Genomic DNA, 20,319 nt, shown 5'->3' with positions numbered 1-20,319 from the left:
CGTCAACGTCAACTCCCGTTGTATCAGCAAGGTCAGCCCCCAACTGAAGTCTCGAAACGACGATTGGAGAGTGAAGAAATGACCGCCGACACGCTGACCATTCGCCAGATGTGCGACGCTTTTGAAGTCACCCCGCGGACCCTGCGGTTCTATGAGGCGAAAGAGCTGCTCTTTCCGTTGCGCGAGGGCCAAAAACGCCTGTTTACCAAAAGTGACCGTGCCCGGCTCAAGCTGATCCTGCGGGGCAAACGCTTTGGTTTCAGCCTCGAAGAGATCCGTCAGTTGCTCGACCTCTATCACATGGGTGACCAGCAGCAGACGCAAATCGCCGCAGCCTATGAAATCGCCCGCGCCCGTCTGGCCGACCTCGAATCGCGCCGCGAAGAGCTGAATGAAGCAATCGAAGACCTTAAAGACCAGTTAACATGGGGGGAAAAGATGATTTCCTCCATGAACCAACCCCGCCGCGCCGCTGAATAAACGCAGCCAAACAACCCCGGCGGCAATGCCTGCACCCACATCCATAAAAAGACGACCCGGAGAGCAAAGATGCCCAGTTACACAGCCCCCACCAAAGACCTGCAATTCGTTCTGCACGACGTGCTGAAAGTGACCGAAAGCAAGACCCCCGGCTATGATGAGCTGGAGCCTGATTTCACCTCCGCCATTCTTGAAGAAGCAGGCAAGCTGACCTCCGAAGTCCTCGCCCCGCTGAACGCCGTGGGGGACCAAGAAGGCTGCCGCTTGGAGAACGGCGTCGTCTATACGCCCAAAGGCTTCAAAGAAGCCTTTGAAAAGGTGAAAGAAGGCGGCTGGACGGGCCTCGACATGCCCGAAGCCTATGGCGGACAGAACATGCCATATGTCCTCGGCACCGCAGTGGGCGAGATGTTCTCTGCCGCGAACCAAGCCTTCACCATGTATCAGGGCCTGACCCACGGCGCGGCCTCGGCGATCCTTGCCCATGGCAGTGACGCGCAGAAAGACACCTATCTGCCCAAGATGGTGTCTTGCGAGTGGACCGGCACGATGAACCTGACCGAGCCGCATTGCGGCACCGATCTGGGCTTGATGCGCACCAAAGCCGCGCCACAGGATGACGGCAGCTACAAAATCTCCGGCCAGAAAATCTTTATCTCGTCGGGTGAGCACGACATGGCCGACAACATCATCCATCTGGTGCTGGCCAAGATCGAAGGCGGGCCTGAGGGCATCAAGGGTGTGTCGCTCTTCATCGTGCCCAAGTTCATGGTGAACGAAGACGGCTCCCTGGGCGAGCGCAATGGCGTCTCCGTCGGCTCCATCGAAGAAAAGATGGGCATCCACGGCAACTCGACCTGCGTGATGAACTACGACGGCGCCACTGGCTATCTGCTGGGCACCGAGCACAAGGGCATGCGCGCCATGTTCACCATGATGAACGAAGCGCGCGTCGGCGTTGGCATGCAGGGTCTGGCACAGGCCGAAGTCGCCTACCAGAACGCCGTGATTTACGCCAATGACCGCCTGCAAGGCCGCGCCGTGACCGGTGCCGTGGCGCCCGAAAAAGCGGCCGACCCGCTGATCGTGCACCCTGACATCCGCCGCTCTCTGATGGACCAGAAAAGCTTTGTCGAAGCCGCCCGCGCCTTCATCCTTTGGGGTGCCACCATGATCGACGCGGCCCACCGCGCCGACGACAAAGACGCTGATGGCCTCGTGTCGCTGCTGACCCCCGTCATCAAAGGCTTCCTGACCGACCAGGGCTACGACATGACCGTGAAGGCCCAGCAGGTCTACGGCGGCCACGGCTATATCGAAGAATGGGGCATGTCCCAATTCACCCGCGACGCCCGGATCGCCCAGATCTACGAAGGCGCCAACGGCGTGCAGGCGCTCGACCTCGTGGGACGCAAACTGGCCCAAGACGGCGGCAAACACGTCATGGCCTTCTTCGATCTGGTCAAAGGCTTCATCAAAGACAACGCAGGCCAAGATGCCGAGTTCGACGCGGCCTTCCTCGACCCGCTGAAAGCAGCGAGCAAAGACCTGCAATCGGCGGGCATGTACTTCATGCAAAACGGCATGAAGAACCCCAACCACGCGCTCGCAGGCTCCAACGACTTCATGCATATGTTCGGCCATGTCTGCCTTGGCCTGATGTGGGCCAAAATGGGTCTCGCGGCGAATGAGGCGTTGAAGAACGGCAGCGGCGACGCCACGTTCTATGAGACGAAGTTGGCCACCGGGCGCTACTATATGGCACGGCAACTGCCCGCCACGGCGCTGCACCTGACCCGCATCCAATCGGGCGCGGATACTGTCATGGCGCTGGAGGCCGCAAACTTCTAAAACGGGTGGTGGGGGCCTGTCCCCCACCCTGCCCAACACCCGGAGAGACCATGCCCAAACGCTTCCGCCTGACCCGCCGCTTCCCCGTCGCCATGACCGAAGAAGGCTACCGCAGGCTCAAGAAGTTCAGCACGGATGCAGGTCTTGATGAAGGGGAAGCACTGTCGTTCCTGTTCGAGAATTTCAACTCGGTCATGAACGAAGAAAACCTGACCGCGCGGCTGCGCCTGTTCAACGCCGAACTGGAAAGCCGCAAACGCTGAACCCTTGGGGAGGGGGCCAGATAATGCAGAACAAAACATCCACATGGATGACCGACGAACACCAGATGATCGCCGACATGACGGCGCAGTTCATCAACACCGAATGGGCGCCCAAGTTCGAGAAATGGCGCAAGCAGGGCCAGATGGACCGCCAGACTTGGGCGCAAGCCGGCGAGCTCGGCCTGCTCTGCCCCTCGGTGCCCGAAGAATACGGCGGTGCCGGCGGTGATTTCGGACACGAAGCCGCGATTCTGATCGAGGGCTCGCGCGCCAACCTCGCCTCTTGGGGCCATGGCATCCACTCGGGCATCGTGGCGCATTACATCCTCGCCTATGGCACCGAAGACCAAAAGAAGCGCTGGCTGCCAAAAATGGTCTCGGGCGAGTTGGTCGGCGCGCTGGCGATGACCGAACCCTCTACCGGCTCGGACGTGCAGCGGATCAAAACCAAAGCGATCCGCGACGGCAACGCCTATAAGCTGTCGGGCCAAAAGACCTTCATCACCAACGGTCAGCACGCCAATCTGATCATCGTCGCCGCCAAAACCGACCCCAAGGAAGGCTCCAAAGGCGTCTCGCTCGTTGTCGTCGAAACCGACGGCGCACAGGGATTCCAGCGCGGCCGTAACCTCGACAAGATCGGCCTGCATGCGGCGGACACCTCGGAGTTGTTCTTCGACAATGTCGAAATCCCGCCAGAAAACATTCTTGGCCAAGACGAAGGCCAAGGCTTCTACCAAATGATGCAACAACTCCCGCAAGAGCGCCTGATCATCGGTTGCGGTGCGGTCGGCGCAATGGAAGGCGCCGTGGCGCGCACGATCCAATACTGCAAAGAACGTGAAGCCTTCGGCGGCCCGCTGACCCAGTTCCAGAACACCCGCTTCCAACTGGCCGAAGTGAAAACCAAAACCATGGTGGCCCGTGCCTTCCTCGACGAATGCATCAGCGAACATCTGCGCGGGGAACTCAGCGTCGATAAGGCCGCGATGCAAAAATACTGGCTCACCGACACCCAAGGCGAAGTGCTCGACGCCTGCCTGCAACTGCACGGTGGCTACGGCTTTATGCAAGAATATGCCGTCGGTGAAATGTGGGCCGACGCGCGGGTGCAGCGCATCTACGGCGGCACCAACGAGATCATGAAGGAACTGATCGCGCGCAATCTCTAACCGCGCGCCCAGCCCCGGCCGCAGCGCAGAGGTATTTAAGAAAGGATGAAGATATGGGCGCAAGACCTCCTCTTCATCCTTTTCCAAATACCGTCCGACCGTGCCGCGAACGATGACAGATTGAGGAGGAATGATACGTGACCATCCAGCTTTACTGCTTTGGCGAATCCGGCAACGCCTATAAGGCCGCGCTTGCCTTGGAGCTCTCAGGATTGGACTGGGAGCCGGTGAAGGTCGACTTTTTCGGCGGCCAGACGCGGCAGCCCGACTACCGCGCGCAGATCAACAACATGGGCGAGGCCCCGGTGATGATCGACGGCGATCTGCGGCTCACGCAGTCGGGCGTGATTCAGGATTACGTCGCGGAAAAGACGGGCAAATTCGGCGGCCGCGACGCGACGGAACGGCGTGAAATCATGCGGTGGGTGCTATGGGATAACCACAAGCTGAGTGGTGTTGCTGGGATGACCCGTTTCCTGATGAATTTCCTGCCCGAAGACAAACGCCCCGCCGAGGTCATCGCCTTTAGCCAAGGGCGACTCAAGGCAGCCTACGGCGTGCTGAACGACCATCTCGACGGCCGCGATTGGATCGTGGGCGACGAATTGACCAACGCGGACATTAGCTGCTGCGGGTATCTTTATTACCCCGAGCCCTTTGGCTTTGACCGCAGCGATTGGCCGCATATCGACGCGTGGCTCACGCGTTTGAGCGAAACACCGGGCTGGAAAGCCCCATACGACCTGATGCCCGGCAGCCCAGCTGACCGCGCCTGACCCTCGGAGGACATGAACATGACCCAAGACGTTTACATCTACGACGCGATCCGCACCCCCCGCGGCAAGGGCCGCAAGGACGGCGCGCTGCATGAGGTCACCTCGCTGCGGCTGTCGGCGCAGACATTGAACGCGCTGAAAGAGCGCAACAACCTTGAAGGTCATGCCGTTGAGGACGTGATCTGGGGCAACGTCACGCAGGTGATGGAACAGGGCGGCTGTCTGGCCCGCTCGGCAGTGTTGGCGTCCGATTTGGACGAGCGTATCCCCGGTTTGGCCATCAACCGTTTCTGTGCCTCCGGCATGGAAGCCGTGAACCTTGCCGCCAACCAAGTCAAAGGCGGCGCGGGCAATGGGTATATCGCTGGCGGTGTCGAGATGATGGGCCGTGTCGCGATGGGCGCTGACGGTGCCGCGATTGCCGTGGACCCGACGCTGGCGATGGAGAAATATTTCGTGCCGCAGGGTATTTCGGCCGATATCATTGCCACCGAATTCGGTTTCACCCGTGACGAGGCCGACCAGCTGGCCATGCAGTCCCAACAGCGCGCGGCGCGGGCTTGGGAAGAGGGCCGCTTCGACAAATCCGTGATCACTGTGCGCGATCAGAACGGCCTCGCGATCCTTGATCGTGACGAATACATGCGCCCGCAGACCGACATGCAGTCACTTGGCGGCTTGAACCCGGCGTTCCAGCAGATGGGTGAGGTCATGCCCGGCTTCGACAAGGTCGCGCTGATGAAATACCCGCATCTAGAGCGGATCAACCACATCCACCATGCGGGCAACTCGTCGGGCATCGTCGACGGTGCCGCCGCCGTTCTGGTCGGCAACAAAGAGTTTGGCGAGCAGCACGGGCTGAAGCCCCGCGCCCGCATCCGCGCCACCGCCAAGATCGGCACCGACCCGACCATCATGCTGACCGGCCCGGTGCCTGTGACCGAGAAGATCCTCAAGGACAACGGCATGACCATCGACGACATCGATCTGTTTGAGGTCAACGAGGCTTTTGCCGCGGTCGTCATGCGTTTCATGCAGGCCTTTGATGTGGACGACAGCAAGGTGAACGTGAATGGCGGCGGCATCGCCATGGGCCACCCTCTGGGCGCCACCGGTGCCATGATCATCGGCATTCTGCTCGATGAGATGGAGCGCGCCGACAAGGAAGTGGGGCTCGCCACGCTCTGCATCGCCTCCGGCATGGGTGCCGCCACCATCATCGAGCGCGTGTAAGCCGCGTAAGGGAGCAAGAGAATGACCGATTTTACATTGAATAAAGACGCCGACGGCATCGCCACGATCACATGGGACGTCCCGGGCAAAAGCATGAACGTGATGTCCTTTGACGGGCTGCGCGATCTGGAAAAACATATCGACGACGCGCTGGCCGATGACGCCGTGAAGGGCATCGTGATCACCTCGGGCAAGGAAGGGTCTTTCGCCGGGGGCATGGACCTGAACCTGCTGGCCAAAATGAAGGAAGACGCGGGCGACGATCCGGCCAAGGGGCTTTTCGAGGGCACGATGCAGATGCACGCACTGCTGCGCAAGATCGAGCGCGCGGGCATGGACCCCAAGACCAACAAGGGCGGCAAGCCTGTCGCCTGTGTGATCCCCGGCACCGCCGCGGGCATCGGGCTGGAGTTGCCGTTGGCCACGCATCGCACCTTTGCCGCGGATAACCCGAAGGCGCGGATTGGCCTGCCGGAAATCCTTGTCGGCATCTTCCCCGGGGCCGGTGGCACCACGCGGATGGTGCGCAAGCTGGGTGCGATGGCGGCCTCGCCCTTCCTCTTGGAGGGCAAGATGGTCGCCCCTGCTGCTGCCCAGAAGGCCGGGATTATTGATGAGGTCAGCGCAGATCCGATGGCCGCAGCGCGCGATTGGGTGCTGAGCGCCAAGGACGCCGATCTGGTGAAGCCATGGGATGCCAAGGGCTACAAGATGCCCGGCGGTGCGCCTTATCATCCAGCGGGTTTCATGACCTTCGTGGGGGCCTCGGCCATGGTCAACGGCAAGACGCAGGGTGTGTATCCCGCCGCCAAAGCGCTGCTGTCGGCCGTCTATGAAGGGGCCTTGGTGCCTTTCGACACGGCGCTCAAGATCGAGGCGCGCTGGTTCACCAATGTTCTGATGAACCCGTCGTCGGGCAACATGATCCGTTCGCTCTTCCTCAACAAAGAAGCGCTTGAGAAAGGTGCCGTGCGTCCTGAAGGTGTGCCGGACCAGCGCGTGAAGAAGCTGGGCGTTCTGGGTGCAGGAATGATGGGTGCAGGCATCACGCTGGTGTCGGTGCAGGCGGGCATCGAGGTTGTGCTGATCGACCAGACCCAAGAAGCCGCTGACAAAGGCAAGGCCTACTCCGCGAGCTATTTCGACAAGGGCATCGCCCGGAAGAAATCGACCGAGGAGAAGAAGGCCAAGGCGCTTGACCTGATCACTGCGACCACCGATCTCGACGCGCTCAAGGGCTGTGACCTGATTATCGAAGCGGTTTTCGAGGACCCCAAGGTCAAGGCCGAGATGACCCAGAAGGTCGAAGCTGTGATCCCCAAGGATTGCATCTTTGCCTCAAACACCTCGACCCTGCCGATCACCGATCTGGCCAAGGCGTCGAGCCGTCAGGAGCAGTTCATCGGCATCCACTTCTTCTCGCCCGTTGAGAAGATGCTGCTGGTGGAGATCATCAAAGGCCAGCAGACCGGCGACCGGGCTGTGGCCAAGGCGCTCGACTATGTGCGCCAGATCCGCAAGACGCCGATCGTGGTCAATGACGCGCGCTTCTTCTATGCCAACCGCTGCATCATTCCTTACATCAACGAGGGTGTGCGCATGGTCCAAGAGGGTGTCGAGCCTGCGCTGATTGAGAACGCGGCCAAGCTCGTTGGTATGCCTTTGGGGCCGCTGCAGTTGATGGATGAGACCTCTATCGACCTCGGCGCCAAGATTGCCCGCGCAACCAAGGCGGCGATGGGTGATGAGTACCCGAACGACGATCTCGATCCGCTGGTGTTCTGGATGGAAAGCGAGGGCCGTCTGGGCCGCAAAGCGAACGCGGGCTTCTACAGCTATGACGCCAAGGGCAAGCGCGAGGGGCTGTGGAAGGGCATGGGGGACAAGTACCCCGTGGCCGACGAACAGCCCGATCTGATCGAAGTGCAGCATCGTCTGCTCTTCTCGCAGGTCCTGGAGGCCGTGCGCGCGCTGGAGGAAGGCGTGTTGATGGACATCCGTGAGGGTGACGTCGGTGCGATCCTTGGCTGGGGCTTTGCGCCTTGGTCCGGTGGGCCGCTGAGCTGGCTTGATATGATCGGCGCGCCCTATGCGGCGGAACGTTGTGATCAGTTGACTGAGAAGTTCGGTGAGCGGTTTGCTTGCCCCGAGTTGCTGCGCGAGATGGCCCAGAAGAACCAAAGCTTCTACGGGCGGTTCAACCCGGATGCCTCGAAGGCAGCATGATAGATTGGGGCGCTTCGGCGCCCCTTTTTCTTTGTCATGAGGGCCATCGCCTGCCCGCGGGTCGGCGATCCGACAGGGCCTTATACCACTTTATATCTCAACCATGATGTGCGTTTTCACTGTCGCACCCAGCCTCACTAAATCGCCTACCCGGGGGGCGGGCAGGCGATGGCCCGGCGCCTCCGGCTTGTCCCGGGTCTAGTGCCCTTCGTAAACGTAGCCAAACCGCGCGATGTCTTCAGCGCAGATCTCCGCCACCACGTCCCGCAATTCCGGCGTATAGGCCGCAGCCCCTTCTGAGGCATTCACCCGCGGCAACTCCAACTCAAACCCCAGATGCTCAAACAGCGGCCCGGCATCATCGGGGAAATGCTCCAACCGGATATAGCGATCGCAGCGCTCCCGCCCTGCCGCATCCTCCATATACCGCCGCGCGGGCCACGCCCGTAGGCTGGCCTGCGTCTGCGGATGCCGTAAGAACCCCGCGAAATCCGACTGTTTCGCCAGCCCCACCGCCGGATGATCGAACCCCTGCCCGCGCAGCCAGCGGTAGTAGCTCGCCACCCGGTCCCAAGGGTTGCGCACCAGCGTGAAACAAAACAGCCCCTTCAACTCCTCAGGCCGCAGCAGCCCGTCGGCATCCGCCAGCGTTGAATGCTTCCAGAGCCGCCCCGCCGCCTGCACGCCCTGCAACCGCCGCCGCCGTTTCAGCGCCTTCGGCGTGTCGCCCAGCATCAGATCGTCCTTCATCGCCCGCCCTTCCAAAGCCAGCGCCAGCGAGGTGCCCCCGGTTTTGGGGATATGCACAAAGACATAGCGACGGCCCCGGCTGATGATCACTCCACCGCCTCCGGCGCGCGCAAGGTAGATGGCTCATCACTGCGCAGCGCGATGACCGCCCCCGCCAGTGCGATCAGTGCCATGCCTGCAAAGCCCATGGGCGGCACCTGCTGGTCCCATAGGACGTAGGCCCAGAAGCTGGCGAAAATCAGCAGGGAGTATTCAAAAATGGCGACATGCCCGGCCTCGCCCAATTGGTAGCCGCGCACCAGAAACCCGATCCCGATGAGCGAGCCTACCGCCTGCACCGCGATCCAGAACCACATTGCGCCATCCAGCGGACCCCATGTGCGGCTGACGAAACCTTCGGGCCCCGCCACCTCTGCACCCGGCAAAACCATGACACCGATACCGCCCATGACCGCCAACATGCCGAAAAAGCCAGCGGTCATGACCATCGTGCTCTCCCCTTCGCACCATGCCCGCGTCGCCACGGCGCCGATCGCATAGAGCGCCCCGGCCAAGAGCGGCAGAAAGGCCACGGGGTCAAGATCGCTCGGGTCAGGGCGGATCACCATCAATGCCCCGGCAAAGCCCACCGCCACGGCCCCCCACCGCCATGGCCCGACGCGCTTGCCTTGGAACAGGGCCGAGATCATCAGCACGAAGAGCGGCGAGGTGAAAAGCCCGGCCACCACGACGCCGATGGGCAAAAAGGCCAGACAGCCGAAATAGATCAACATGGCGCCCGCCTGAAACAGGCTACGCCCCGCCACGGCCCAAAACCGCTTTGGCCGCAGGATGCCGAAACCAAAGGCCGCCAGCACCATCAGAATGGCCACCGCCATGACACCGCGTACAAAATGAAACTGCCAGAGCGAGCCGCGCTCGGTTATGAAGGGAACGAAGTTATCCGTCAGCCCCAAAGCCGCCATACCGCTCACGGCGCAAAGCGCCGCCAAGCCTGATTTCACCGCTGCGTCTTGCATCTGCCCTCCTTTTCGCTCCTGCCCTCTTTTCAAAGTCACGTCTCGGCAGCAATACTCAACCCCAAATCGCAACCAATGCCTTGGGAGGGGTCACATGGGGTGGATGACGGATGAGCGCGGGCTGGAAAAATGCGCAGCGAATTTTGTGGCGCTGACGCCGCTGTCGCATCTGCGCCGGGCGGCTGAGGTCTTTGCCGGGCAAACTGCGGTGATCTACGGTGACCACCGCGTCACCTATGCCCAGTACCATGACCGTTGCACCCGCCTTGCCGCCTTGTTGGCCGAGATCGGTGTGACCCCGGGCGACGTGGTCGCGACCCTGATCCCCAACCTGCCCGCGCAGGCCGAGGCGCATTTTGGCGTGCCCGCCTGCGGGGCCGTGCTTAACACCATCAACATCCGCCTCGACCCTGAAACGGTGGCATACATTCTCGACCATGGTGGGGCAAAGGTGCTGCTCGTCGATACCGAATTCCTGCCGCTGGCCGAAGACGCCTGCGCGCGGATGGACGGCACATGCCCTGCGATCATCGAAGTGCCCGACCCCGCCGTCGGCCTCCCTCCCAGCGGGCGGCATCCGCAATATGAAGACCTGCTGGCCGAGGCCAATCCGAACTTTAGCTGGATCATGCCCGACGACGAATGGGAGAGCCTCGCGCTGAACTATACCTCTGGCACCACCGGGCGGCCCAAGGGCGTGGTCTATCACCACCGCGGGGCCTATCTGATGACCATGGGCACGGTCGTTTCTTGGCAGATGGTGCTGCGCCCGGTCTTCATGCAGATCGTGCCGTTGTTTCACTGCAACGGCTGGAACCACACTTGGATGATGCCGCTCTTGGGCGGCACGCTGGTCTGCTGCCGCGACATCACGGCGGGCGCAATCTATGACGCCATCGCGGATCACGGGGTCACCCATTTCGGCGGCGCGCCCATCGTGCTGAACATGCTGGTCAACGCCAGCGCGGAAGACCGCCGTGCCTTCGATCACCGCGTCGAGGTTTTCACCGCAGGCGCGCCCCCTGCCCCCGCGACCCTGTCAAAGATCGAGAAACTGGGTTTCAACGTCACACAGGTCTATGGCCTGACCGAGACCTTTGGCCATGTCACCGAATGTCTGTGGCAAGGCGATTGGGACGGGCTGCCCGAGGCTGAACGCGCCGGAATCAAAGCCCGCCAAGGCATCGCCATGCCGATGATGGAGGAGATCACGGTGATGGACGCCGAGATGGCCCAGACCCCACGCGATGGCACCGCACAGGGCGAAATCATGATCCGCGGCAATGCGGTGATGAAAGGCTACCTCAAGAACCCCGAGGCCACCGCCGAAGCCTTTGCGGGCGGTTACTTCCATTCCGGCGACATCGCGGTGCAGCATCCCGACGGCTATATCCAGATTGCCGACCGCGCCAAGGACATCATCATCTCTGGCGGAGAGAATATCTCAAGCGTTGAGGTCGAAGGCGTGCTGATGGGCCACGGCGCGGTCAATCTGGCTGCCGTGGTGGCCCAACCGCATGAAAAATGGGGCGAGGTGCCCTGCGCATTCGTTGAGTTGAAGCCGGGGTCGGAGGCCAGCCAAGAGGAACTCATCGCCTTTGCCCGCGAACGTCTTGCCGGGTTCAAAACGCCCAAGCGGGTGGTTTTCGGAGAGTTACCCAAGACCTCTACCGGGAAGATCCAGAAGTTCGAGTTGCGCAAGCAGGCGGCGGACCTCTAAGGCGGGGCATTATGTCACCTGCCATTGCTGATCCCGCAGCGCGTGGTAGAGTGGCGAAAACTGACAGGCCCGCAGCAGAACCCCATGACCGCCTTGACAAAATACGCCCGGCTCGAAGCGACGGGCCTTTGGCGCGCCACGCCCGATGCGCAGCGGCGCGAGGTGATCGTCTCTATCGGTGACGCGACACTGGTGATCAGCGATCTCAGGGATCAGGCGCTGACCCATTGGTCGCTGGCTGCCGTCGACAGGACCAATCCCGGCCAGACCCCCGCGCTCTATCATCCGGACGGCGATCCGGGAGAGACGCTGGAACTGCCCGACAATGAAACCGAGATGATTGAGGCCATCGAAAAGCTGCGCCGCGCCATTAACCGCAGCCGCCCGAAGCCGGGCCGCTTGCGGTGGGTGGGCATGGTCGCCTCTGTCGCCGTGGTGGCGGCGCTGGCGGTCTTTTGGATGCCCGGCGCGCTGCGCGATCACGCGATCAAAGTGGTGCCAGAGGTCAAGCGCGTCTCTTTGGGCACGGCGCTGCTGAAGCGGCTTGAACGGGTGTCCGGCCCCGCCTGCGAAAGCCCCGGCGGCAGTGCCGCGCTGACGCGGCTTACCAAACGGTTGGAGGTGGGGCGCGTGGCGATCCTGCCAGATATGACCCGCGCCAGCCTGCATCTGCCGGGGCGTCTTATCGTGCTCGACCGCGCGGTGCTGGAGGATTACGAAGAACCCGATGTCGCCGCGGGCTATGTGCTCACCGAAGATGTGGCACGCAGCGAACATGACCCGCTGCGCGCGCTGCTAGAGGCCGTGGGCCTGCGCGAAAACTTCCGCCTGCTGACCACCGGCGATATCTCTTCCGAGGCGCTGGACGCCTATGCCGAGCAACTGTTGATGCGCCCCGCCGCGACACCGAAAGTCGAGGCCCAGTTGGCACGATTTGCCAAGGCCGAACTGCGCAGCAAACCCTATGCTTTTGCCCGCGACATCACTGGCGAAAGCACCCTGCCCCTGATCGAAGGCGACCCGATGAACGGCAAGCTGACCGCGCCGCTGATGTCGGATGCCGATTGGCTGCGACTGCAAAGCATCTGCGGCGGCTGACTGAACGACCCGCCAAAGAAAAAGGCCAGCCGGGGGGACACCGCGGCTGGCCTTTTTTCTTGCTATCGCGACCCGCTTAGCGGCGCAGGTAGGCGTCCCGGTATCCCGCCCGGCGCAGCTGTCCAAGCGCCGCTTGGGCCGAGCCACCCGCGATGGGGCCCGCCTGAACGCTGTGATAGGTCTTGCCGCCGCGTGTCTGTTTGCCGATGCGGGCAGGCATGCCCATGGATGCGATCTGACGCGCCGCGCGCTGCGCATTGGCCGGGCTGCCAAAGACACCAACCTGCACATAGCCTGCCTTGGTGCTGACCTGCGCTGCCGGGGCCGACCGGCTGGAATAAACCGGTGCAGCCTTAACCGGCGCAGCCTTCACCGGCGCTCTCTTAACCGGGCGGGCATCGCGATGGATCGGCGCGGCATTGCGGTAGCGCAGAACCCGTTTCACCACTTGACCGTCCCGCTCAACAATCTTGACCACCCCCAGCTTGCGGCGCTGCGTTTCGATATCAAGATAGGGATAGATAAGCGGAACTTTGGCGGTCACATCTTCGCCGGTGGCCTTGTTCACCAAACGGCGCGGCACGGTCTGGGTCCAGACCAGCAGCATATCGGCGCGGCCTTCCAAGGTCTGCTCGGCGCGATGCGGGTTCAGACGGTCGTCCTCCCAGACCCTACGATAGCCGTGGGGAACTTTGACGTTTGTCGTGTTCAAACGGTTGATCGCCACATGTTTCGGCACGATCCGTGTCTGAGTGCCCACGGCCCGGGCAGGCGGCGCGCTGACCACCGGCGCGGCAACCACGGCGGGGGCGACGACACGTGCGGGCGCTGCGGCAACGCCGGGCATCACCCCTGCGCTACGGTAAGGCTGAGGGGCCGTGCCGCGCTGTGGGGTGGTGGGCGCAAGACGGCCTGTCACGATAGGCTCGGCCTGCGGGCCACAACGCACGCTATAGCCATCCCCGCGCCGCATATAGCGCTGCGACAGAGGCGAAGCGCCGGGGCAAGCGGTCACGAACCCAGCCGGTGCCGGAGCGGCCAGAGCGACGGGTCGGCTCGGCACCACCGGCACGGGGCGCGGTGCAGTTTCGCGCACGACTTTGGGGGCGGATGCGCGAACCGGGGCCGGAGCCACACGGCGCACCACCTTTTGCGGTGCGGGCCGGGCCACGGGGGCTTTTGGTTTCACCTTGGGCGCTTGCACTTCGGCGACGCGGGTCGGCGGCGTTTTGGCGGGGACGGCTTCGACCTTGGACTTCGCTGCTGTTGTCGCCTGTGCAGCCGCCACTTGCACGCCGTTCGTGGGCTGGAAACCACAGATCTGCTGGCGCGCGCGGCTCATGCGGGGGACCCATGACACATCGCCGTCGATGCCCGCACGGATGAACACACATCCCGCGCTGTCGACATATTGCTTGCCCTTGTAGGAAGACGGCGGAAACTCCGCTGGCTGGCTGCGGCTGTCTTGCGCTTGGGTCTGCGATCCGCCGACGCCCAAAGCGGCCACGATCACTGCCATGGCAATACTTTTGGTAAGTGTCATCTAATGCCCCCACACTATCTAGTAGAACGATGCCTCAGCGCGCGGCCTGAGTAAAGCACCACGCGCTGAATAGCGAAACTTACCGGATCACTTTGTGCCGAACATCCGGTCGCCCGCGTCACCCAGACCCGGAATGATATAGCCCTTCTCGTTCAGCGCTTCATCCAGCGAGGCTGTGACGATGCGCACGTCCGGATGCGCGGCCTTCATTGTGGCCACACCTTCGGGCGAGGCGAGCAGGCAAAGGAAGATGATGTTGGTGGCCCCTGCCTCTTTCAGCAGGTTGATCGCCGCGACTGAGGAGTTGCCGGTGGCCAGCATCGGATCCACGGCGATGACCAGTCGGTCTTCCATCGCCTCGGGCACCTTGAAATAATACTGCACCGGCTGCAGCGTCTCTTCGTCACGGTAAAGACCGACAAAACCGACCCGCGCCGAGGGGATCAGCTCCAGCACCCCGTCCATCAGCCCGTTGCCCGCCCGCAGGATCGAGATCAGCGCAAGCTTCTTGCCGTCGAGCGTCGGCGCGTCCATCTCCTGCATCGGGGTCTCAACCCGCTTGGTCGTCATCGGAAGGCCGCGCGTCACCTCATAGGCCAAAAGCTGGCTGATCTCGCGCAGCAACTGCCGGAAGGCGGCGGTCGAGGTGGTTTTGTCGCGCATGATGGTCAGCTTGTGCTGCACCAGCGGATGGTCAACGATCGTCAGATGATTGGGGGTATCGGTCATGCGGCAGGCTCCTTTATTTGCCTCGCTTCTAGCCGCACATGCGCCCCGCTCGCAAGCAAAGGCTGCGCGGCTAGGCTGGCACCTCTACCCCCAGATGCCCGGCGACAAGCGCTGCCACATCAGCAAAACCGATCTGACCCAACTCCCCTGCCCCGGTCCCGGCGACCAGCACCGGCACCCTTTCGCGCGTGTGATCGCTGCCTGCCCATGTCGGATCATTGCCGTGATCCGCCGTCACGACCAGCATGTCCCCCTCGCGCAGCGCGTCGATGACCTTGCCGATCTCACGGTCGAACCACTCCAGCGCGCGGGCATAGCCCGACACATCGCGGCGGTGGCCATAAAGGCTGTCGAACTCCACGAAATTGGCGAAGGTCAGGCTGCCGTCTTCGGCCTCTTCCACCAGATCATGCAGATGGTCCATCAGCTTGGCATCCGGTCCTTTGCGCAATTCATCAATGCCTTGCATGGTAAAGATGTCGCCGATCTTGCCCACCGCATAGACCCGCCCCCCGGCGTTTTGCACCCAATTGGTCAAGACTGGTTTCGGCGGCATGATGGCATAGTCGCGGCGGTTCGCGGTGCGCTGGAATGCGCCCGGTTCGCCGGTGAAGGGCCGCGCGATGACACGGCCCACCTTCATCTCATGCAGGCGGGGTGCGATGTCCTCGCAAAGCTTCAGGAGGCGGTCGAGGCCAAAGGTCTCTTCATGGGCGGCGATCTGGAAAACACTGTCGGCGGAGGTATAGCAGATCGGCCAGCCGCTTTCGCAATGCGCTGCCCCCAGCCGCTCAATGATCGCCGTGCCTGAGGCATGACAATTGCCCAAGATGCCATCGGTGCCCGACAGCCGCGCGACCTCTTCGGTCAGGCCCACCGGAAATGCCGGTGCTTCATCCGGGAAGTAATGCCAAGCCCAAGGCACCGGCAACCCCGCCAACTCCCAATGGCCCGAGGGGGTATCCTTGCCCTGCGAGATTTCCGTCGCGGCACCCCAGCGGCCCTCTGGTGTCGCACAGAAACCCGGCGCCTCCATCCCGCTGGCGAGCGTCAGCGCAGCGCCCAGCCCCAACCGGTCAAGATGCGGCAGGGCAAGCGGCCCGCTCCGCCCCTCTTCGGCCTTTCCCGCGGCACAGGCCCGCGCGATATGGCCCAGCGTATTGGCCCCGGTATCGGGCAGATCGCCGTTAAAGAAATCCCCCGCGTCCGGCGCGCCGCCGATACCCACGGAATCAATCACGACCAAGAATGCACGTCCCATCAGCCGATCCTTTCCAAAATCAATTCCGGCGCTTTGATCGGCGTATCGCCCAGCGTCATTGCCGCCAAAACCGCCGCCTCTGCCGCATCCGCCGCCTCTGGCCCCGCCGCATGGATCAGCGCCATGGGCTGGCCCACACGGACCTCATCGCCCAAGCGCAGCACTTCCGACAGGCCCACTGCCGGGTCGATCTGGTCCGCCTCAATCACCCGGCCACCGCCGAGATTGACCACCGCCATGCCAAGTGCCGCCCCGTCGATCGCGCTGACGGTGCCGCCGCGCGGCGCAGGGACAGCGCGGATCACCGGAGCTTTGGGCAGGATGCGCGCCCAGTTTTCGGCGAAATCGGCGGGCGCGCCCATGGCGCTCAGCATGCGGGTGAAATGATCCAATGCGCGGCCATCGGCGACCGCCGTGCGCAGGGCATCGGCCCCGGCCTCGGCACTCGCGGCCAGACCGCCATTGGCGAGCAGACCGCCTCCCAGTTCAGCCGTTACATCAAGGATTGGCCCGGTGGCCGCCCCGCTTAACACCCGCATCACCTCGGCCACTTCCAGCGCGTTGCCAAGGCTCGGCACCAGCGGCTGGTTCATGTCGCTGATCACCGCCGTCGTGGGGCAACCCGCCGCCGTGGCGGTGCCGCTCAGCGCTTCGGCCAAGGCGCGCGCCTGCCACAGTTCTTTCATGAAAGCGCCCGAGCCGACCTTTACATCCAGCACCAGCCCATCCAGCCCAGCGGCAAGCTTTTTCGATAGGATCGAGGCGGTGATCAGATCAAGCGAATCCACGGTCGAGGTCACATCCCGCACCGCATAAAGCCGCCGATCCGCCGGGGCGATGTCGCCGCTGGCGCTGACGATGGCGCAGCCCACGTCCCGCACGACCGCGCGAAACTGCGCCTCTTCCAATTGCGTGCTAACGCCGGGGATCGCCTCCAGCTTATCCAGCGTGCCGCCCGTGTGCCCCAAACCCCGGCCCGAGATCATCGGCACATAAGCGCCGCAAGCCGCCAGCGCCGGGGCGAGGATCAGCGACACGCAGTCGCCCACGCCGCCTGTGGAGTGTTTGTCGAGCACGGGACCGTTCAAATCCCAGTCCAACACCTGCCCCGAATCGCGCATCGCAAGGGTCAGCGCCACCCGGCCCTGCTGGTCCAATCCATTGAGGCAGATGCCCATGGCAAAGGCCCCGGCCTGCGCGTCGCTGACACGGCCATCGGCCAGCGCTCGGGCCATCCAAGTCAGCGCCTCTACGTCCAATGCCTCACCATGGCGCAGCCGCGCTAGAATATCTCGCGCGCTCATGGGGTTAACCCTGCATATGGGCGGCGCCAAAGGCCCCCGGCAGCAGGTCGCCCATGGTCATCTTCTGCTCTTTTCCCGCTACGGTCGCCATTGTCACCGACACCTTGTCGCCCGAAAACTCGGCCAGTTTTTGGCGGCAACCGCCGCAGGGGGTCACCGGCAGATCGCTGCCCGCCACGACATAGACCTCGGCGATCTCACGCTCGCCCGCCGCGACCATGGCGGCAATCGCCCCGGCCTCGGCACAGGTGCCCTGCGGGTAGGCGACGTTTTCGACATTGCAGCCGCTGAACACCGCGCCCGACGCCGTGCGGATCGCCGCACCGACCTTGAAATTCGAATAGGGCGCATGGGCATTTTCCCGCACCATCACAGCCGCTTCGCGCAAATCAGTCATTAGGCTCTCCCTTTTTTCGGACTATAGAAAATTGCCCCGCCCTGTGCGATGCAAAACCACATGTCACCTTAATCGCCTCATAAAGCCTGCGTAAAATGACCCGCAAGGACGACGCTGGGGCAAAGCCACCTGCCGTGAAGATCGCCCCCCTGAAATGCCGCTTTGCTTGCGCGCAAAAATTAGTTTAACGCTAAACCATTATTCGGGAGGAGCATGAACGATGTCCGACACCCCCAACTTGCGCCAAGCAGCATTGGACTACCACGAACACCCCCGGCCCGGTAAGCTGGAGGTCCGCGCGACCAAACCGCTGGCCAATGGCCGCGATCTGGCCCGCGCCTATTCACCCGGCGTAGCCGAGGCCTGCATCGAGATCAAGAACGACCCCGACACCGCCGCCCGCTATACCTCGCGCGGCAATCTGGTGGCCGTGGTTACCAATGGCACCGCGGTGCTGGGGCTGGGCAATATCGGGGCGCTGGCCTCCAAACCGGTGATGGAGGGCAAAGCCGTGCTCTTCAAAAAGTTCGCCAATATCGACTGCTTTGACATCGAGCTGGACCAAGCCGACCCCGAAAAACTGGCCGAAATCGTCTGCGCGATGGAGCCGAGTTTCGGCGCGATCAACCTCGAAGACATCAAAGCCCCCGATTGTTTCGTCGTCGAGAAAATCTGCCGCGAGCGGATGAACATCCCCGTTTTCCACGATGACCAACACGGCACCGCCATCGTCGTCGGCGCCGCTGCGAAAAACGCGCTGCATGTGGCGGGCAAGAAGTTCGAGGACATCAAGATCGTCTCGACCGGTGGCGGGGCGGCGGGGATCGCCTGCCTCAACATGCTTCTGAAACTCGGTGTGAAGCGTGAAAACGTCTGGCTGTGTGACATCAACGGGCTGGTCTATGAAGGCCGGACCGAGGACATGAACCCCAGCAAAGCGGAATATGCGCAGAAGTCCGATCTGCGCACGCTGGACGATGTGATCGACGGGGCGGACCTCTTTCTTGGCCTGTCGGGCCCCGGCGTGCTGTCGCCTGAAATGGTCGCGAAAATGGCCAAACGCCCGATCATCTTTGCGCTGGCGAACCCGACGCCCGAAATTCTGCCCGATCTGGCCCGCGCCGTGGCACCCGACGCGATTATCGCCACCGGCCGCAGCGATTTTCCCAACCAAGTCAACAACGTGCTGTGTTTCCCCTTCATCTTTCGCGGTGCGCTGGATGTGGGCGCGACCACGATCAACGACGAGATGAAGATCGCCTGTATCGACGGTATCGCCGCCCTCGCCCGCGCCACGACAAGCGCCGAAGCGGCAGCGGCCTATCAGGGCGAGCAACTCACCTTTGGAGCCGATTACCTGATCCCGAAGCCCTTTGATCCGCGCCTCATCGGTGTGGTATCCTCTGCCGTGGCCAAGGCCGCGATGGAAACGGGCGTGGCCGCACGGCCCATCGAAGACCTCGACGCTTACAAACGCAAACTCGACGGGTCGGTCTTCAAATCCGCGCTGATCATGCGGCCGGTCTTCGAATCCGCCCGCTCCTCTCCGCGCCGTCTGGTCTTTGCCGAAGGCGAGGACGAGCGCGTGCTGCGCGCCGCCCAAGCGATCATCGAAGAGACGGTGGAACGGCCCATCCTCATTGGCCGCCCCGAGGTGATCGAACGGCGCATCGAAAAGGCCGGGTTGAACCTGCAACTGGGTCAGAACGTCGATCTGGTGAACCCCGAAAACGACCCGCGCTACCGCGACTATTGGGAGACCTATCACAGCCTTATGTGCCGCCGCGGCGTCAGCCCCGACATCGCGCGGGCGATCATGCGCACCAACACCACCGCCATCGGCGCAGTCATGGTGCATCGCGGAGAGGCCGACAGCCTGATCTGCGGCACCTTTGGCGAGTTTGGCTGGCATCTGAACTACGTCAATCAGGTGCTGGGCCGCGACGGTTTCCGCCCGCATGGCGCGCTGAGCATGATGATCCTCGAAGACGGCCCGCTGTTCATCGCGGATACGCAGGTGAACCTGCACCCCACCCCCGAACAGATCGCCGAGATTGCCATCGGGGCCGCCCGCCACGTCCGGCGCTTTGGGATTGAGCCTAAAGTCGCGCTTTGTTCGCAAAGCCAGTTTGGCAATCAGGGCGAAGGGTCGGGCAAACGCCTGCGCGCGGCGCTGCAAATCCTCGACGCAGGCAACCACGATTTCGTCTATGAAGGCGAGATGAACATCGACACTGCGCTTGATGCGGAATTGCGCGCGCGGCTGCTGCCTTGCAACCGGATGGAAGGGGCCGCCAATGTGCTGGTCTTCGCCCATGCCGATGCGGCCTCGGGCGTGCGTAACATCTTAAAAATGAAGGGCGATGGGCTTGAGGTTGGACCGATCCTAATGGGCATGGGCAACCGGGCGCATATCGTCTCACCCTCGATCACCGCGCGCGGGCTGCTCAACGTGGGTGCCATCGCGGGCACACCGGTCGCGCATTACGGCTAAGCC

The 20,319-nt window shown here is 62.8% G+C and carries 17 protein-coding genes; 10 read left to right on the top strand and 7 right to left on the bottom strand.

Going from position 1 to position 20,319, the window contains the following annotated elements; all coding sequences use genetic code 11:
- Positions 1-78: 78 nt before the first annotated feature.
- The 7 genes from J3456_RS01215 (at position 79) to J3456_RS01185 (ending at position 8,001) form a co-directional block, all read left to right on the top strand.
- Positions 79-480, top strand: coding sequence for a MerR family transcriptional regulator (locus J3456_RS01215; protein ID WP_349578559.1), 402 nt, complete (start codon positions 79-81; stop codon positions 478-480).
- A gap of 69 nt (positions 481-549) precedes the next feature.
- Positions 550-2,331 (top strand): acyl-CoA dehydrogenase C-terminal domain-containing protein, encoded by a 1,782-nt coding sequence (locus J3456_RS01210; RefSeq protein ID WP_349578558.1) that lies wholly within the window; start codon positions 550-552, stop codon positions 2,329-2,331.
- A gap of 50 nt (positions 2,332-2,381) precedes the next feature.
- Entirely contained in the window at positions 2,382-2,594 is a 213-nt protein-coding gene (locus tag J3456_RS01205) for a hypothetical protein (RefSeq protein ID WP_067630099.1), read from the top strand.
- A gap of 23 nt (positions 2,595-2,617) precedes the next feature.
- Positions 2,618-3,766 carry an acyl-CoA dehydrogenase family protein gene (locus tag J3456_RS01200; protein WP_349578557.1) on the top strand — a complete coding sequence of 383 codons (1,149 nt, stop codon included), beginning with the start codon at positions 2,618-2,620 and terminating at the stop codon, positions 3,764-3,766.
- 137 nt (positions 3,767-3,903) lie between these two features.
- Positions 3,904-4,542 carry a glutathione S-transferase family protein gene (locus J3456_RS01195; RefSeq protein ID WP_349578556.1) on the top strand — a complete coding sequence of 213 codons (639 nt, stop codon included), beginning with the start codon at positions 3,904-3,906 and terminating at the stop codon, positions 4,540-4,542.
- 18 nt (positions 4,543-4,560) lie between these two features.
- Positions 4,561-5,775, top strand: coding sequence for an acetyl-CoA C-acetyltransferase (locus J3456_RS01190; protein WP_349578555.1), 1,215 nt, complete (start codon positions 4,561-4,563; stop codon positions 5,773-5,775).
- 21 nt (positions 5,776-5,796) lie between these two features.
- Positions 5,797-8,001, top strand: a complete 2,205-nt coding sequence (locus J3456_RS01185; RefSeq protein WP_349578554.1) for a 3-hydroxyacyl-CoA dehydrogenase NAD-binding domain-containing protein — start codon at positions 5,797-5,799, stop codon at positions 7,999-8,001.
- A gap of 198 nt (positions 8,002-8,199) precedes the next feature.
- Here the strand turns inward: J3456_RS01185 and J3456_RS01180 are convergent, their stop codons facing one another.
- Complete coding sequence (locus tag J3456_RS01180; RefSeq protein WP_349578553.1) at positions 8,200-8,841, bottom strand: sulfotransferase family protein; 642 nt, start codon at positions 8,839-8,841, stop codon at positions 8,200-8,202.
- Positions 8,838-9,770, bottom strand: a complete 933-nt coding sequence (locus J3456_RS01175; protein ID WP_349578552.1) for a DMT family transporter — start codon at positions 9,768-9,770, stop codon at positions 8,838-8,840. Before J3456_RS01175 ends, J3456_RS01180 begins: the two co-directional genes overlap by 4 nt.
- Positions 9,771-9,864: 94 nt before the next feature.
- On the opposite strand from J3456_RS01175, the gene J3456_RS01170 reads away from it, so the two are divergent.
- Positions 9,865-11,490 (top strand): AMP-binding protein, encoded by a 1,626-nt coding sequence (locus J3456_RS01170; RefSeq protein ID WP_349578551.1) that lies wholly within the window; start codon positions 9,865-9,867, stop codon positions 11,488-11,490.
- Between the two features lie 84 nt (positions 11,491-11,574).
- Positions 11,575-12,588, top strand: coding sequence for a hypothetical protein (locus J3456_RS01165; protein WP_349578550.1), 1,014 nt, complete (start codon positions 11,575-11,577; stop codon positions 12,586-12,588).
- 76 nt (positions 12,589-12,664) lie between these two features.
- On the opposite strand, the gene J3456_RS01160 is transcribed toward J3456_RS01165, so the two are convergent.
- The 5 genes from J3456_RS01160 to J3456_RS01140 all read right to left on the bottom strand — a co-directional run bounded on the left by J3456_RS01160 (position 12,665) and on the right by J3456_RS01140 (position 17,822).
- Positions 12,665-14,131 carry an SPOR domain-containing protein gene (locus tag J3456_RS01160; RefSeq protein WP_349578549.1) on the bottom strand — a complete coding sequence of 489 codons (1,467 nt, stop codon included), beginning with the start codon at positions 14,129-14,131 and terminating at the stop codon, positions 12,665-12,667.
- 87 nt (positions 14,132-14,218) lie between these two features.
- Positions 14,219-14,860, bottom strand: coding sequence for a uracil phosphoribosyltransferase (gene upp / locus J3456_RS01155; protein ID WP_067626049.1), 642 nt, complete (start codon positions 14,858-14,860; stop codon positions 14,219-14,221).
- A gap of 70 nt (positions 14,861-14,930) precedes the next feature.
- On the bottom strand, positions 14,931-16,121 hold the full coding sequence (locus J3456_RS01150) for a phosphopentomutase (RefSeq protein ID WP_349578548.1): 1,191 nt from the start codon (positions 16,119-16,121) through the stop codon (positions 14,931-14,933).
- Entirely contained in the window at positions 16,121-17,425 is a 1,305-nt protein-coding gene (locus tag J3456_RS01145) for a thymidine phosphorylase (protein ID WP_349578547.1), read from the bottom strand. The genes J3456_RS01150 and J3456_RS01145 overlap by 1 nt, the downstream gene beginning before the upstream one ends.
- Before the next feature lie 4 nt (positions 17,426-17,429).
- A complete protein-coding gene (locus J3456_RS01140; RefSeq protein WP_349578546.1) occupies positions 17,430-17,822 on the bottom strand; it encodes a cytidine deaminase in 393 nt (130 codons plus the stop codon).
- A gap of 220 nt (positions 17,823-18,042) precedes the next feature.
- On the opposite strand from J3456_RS01140, the gene J3456_RS01135 reads away from it, so the two are divergent.
- Complete coding sequence (locus J3456_RS01135; RefSeq protein WP_349578545.1) at positions 18,043-20,316, top strand: NADP-dependent malic enzyme; 2,274 nt, start codon at positions 18,043-18,045, stop codon at positions 20,314-20,316.
- Positions 20,317-20,319: the final 3 nt, after the last annotated feature.

The organism is Sulfitobacter sp. NFXS29 (genome assembly GCF_040148765.1).
GTDB lineage: Bacteria > Pseudomonadota > Alphaproteobacteria > Rhodobacterales > Rhodobacteraceae > Sulfitobacter.
The sequence above is the reverse complement of the archived record's forward strand: the minus strand, read 5'-3'. Positions and strand labels throughout refer to the sequence as shown.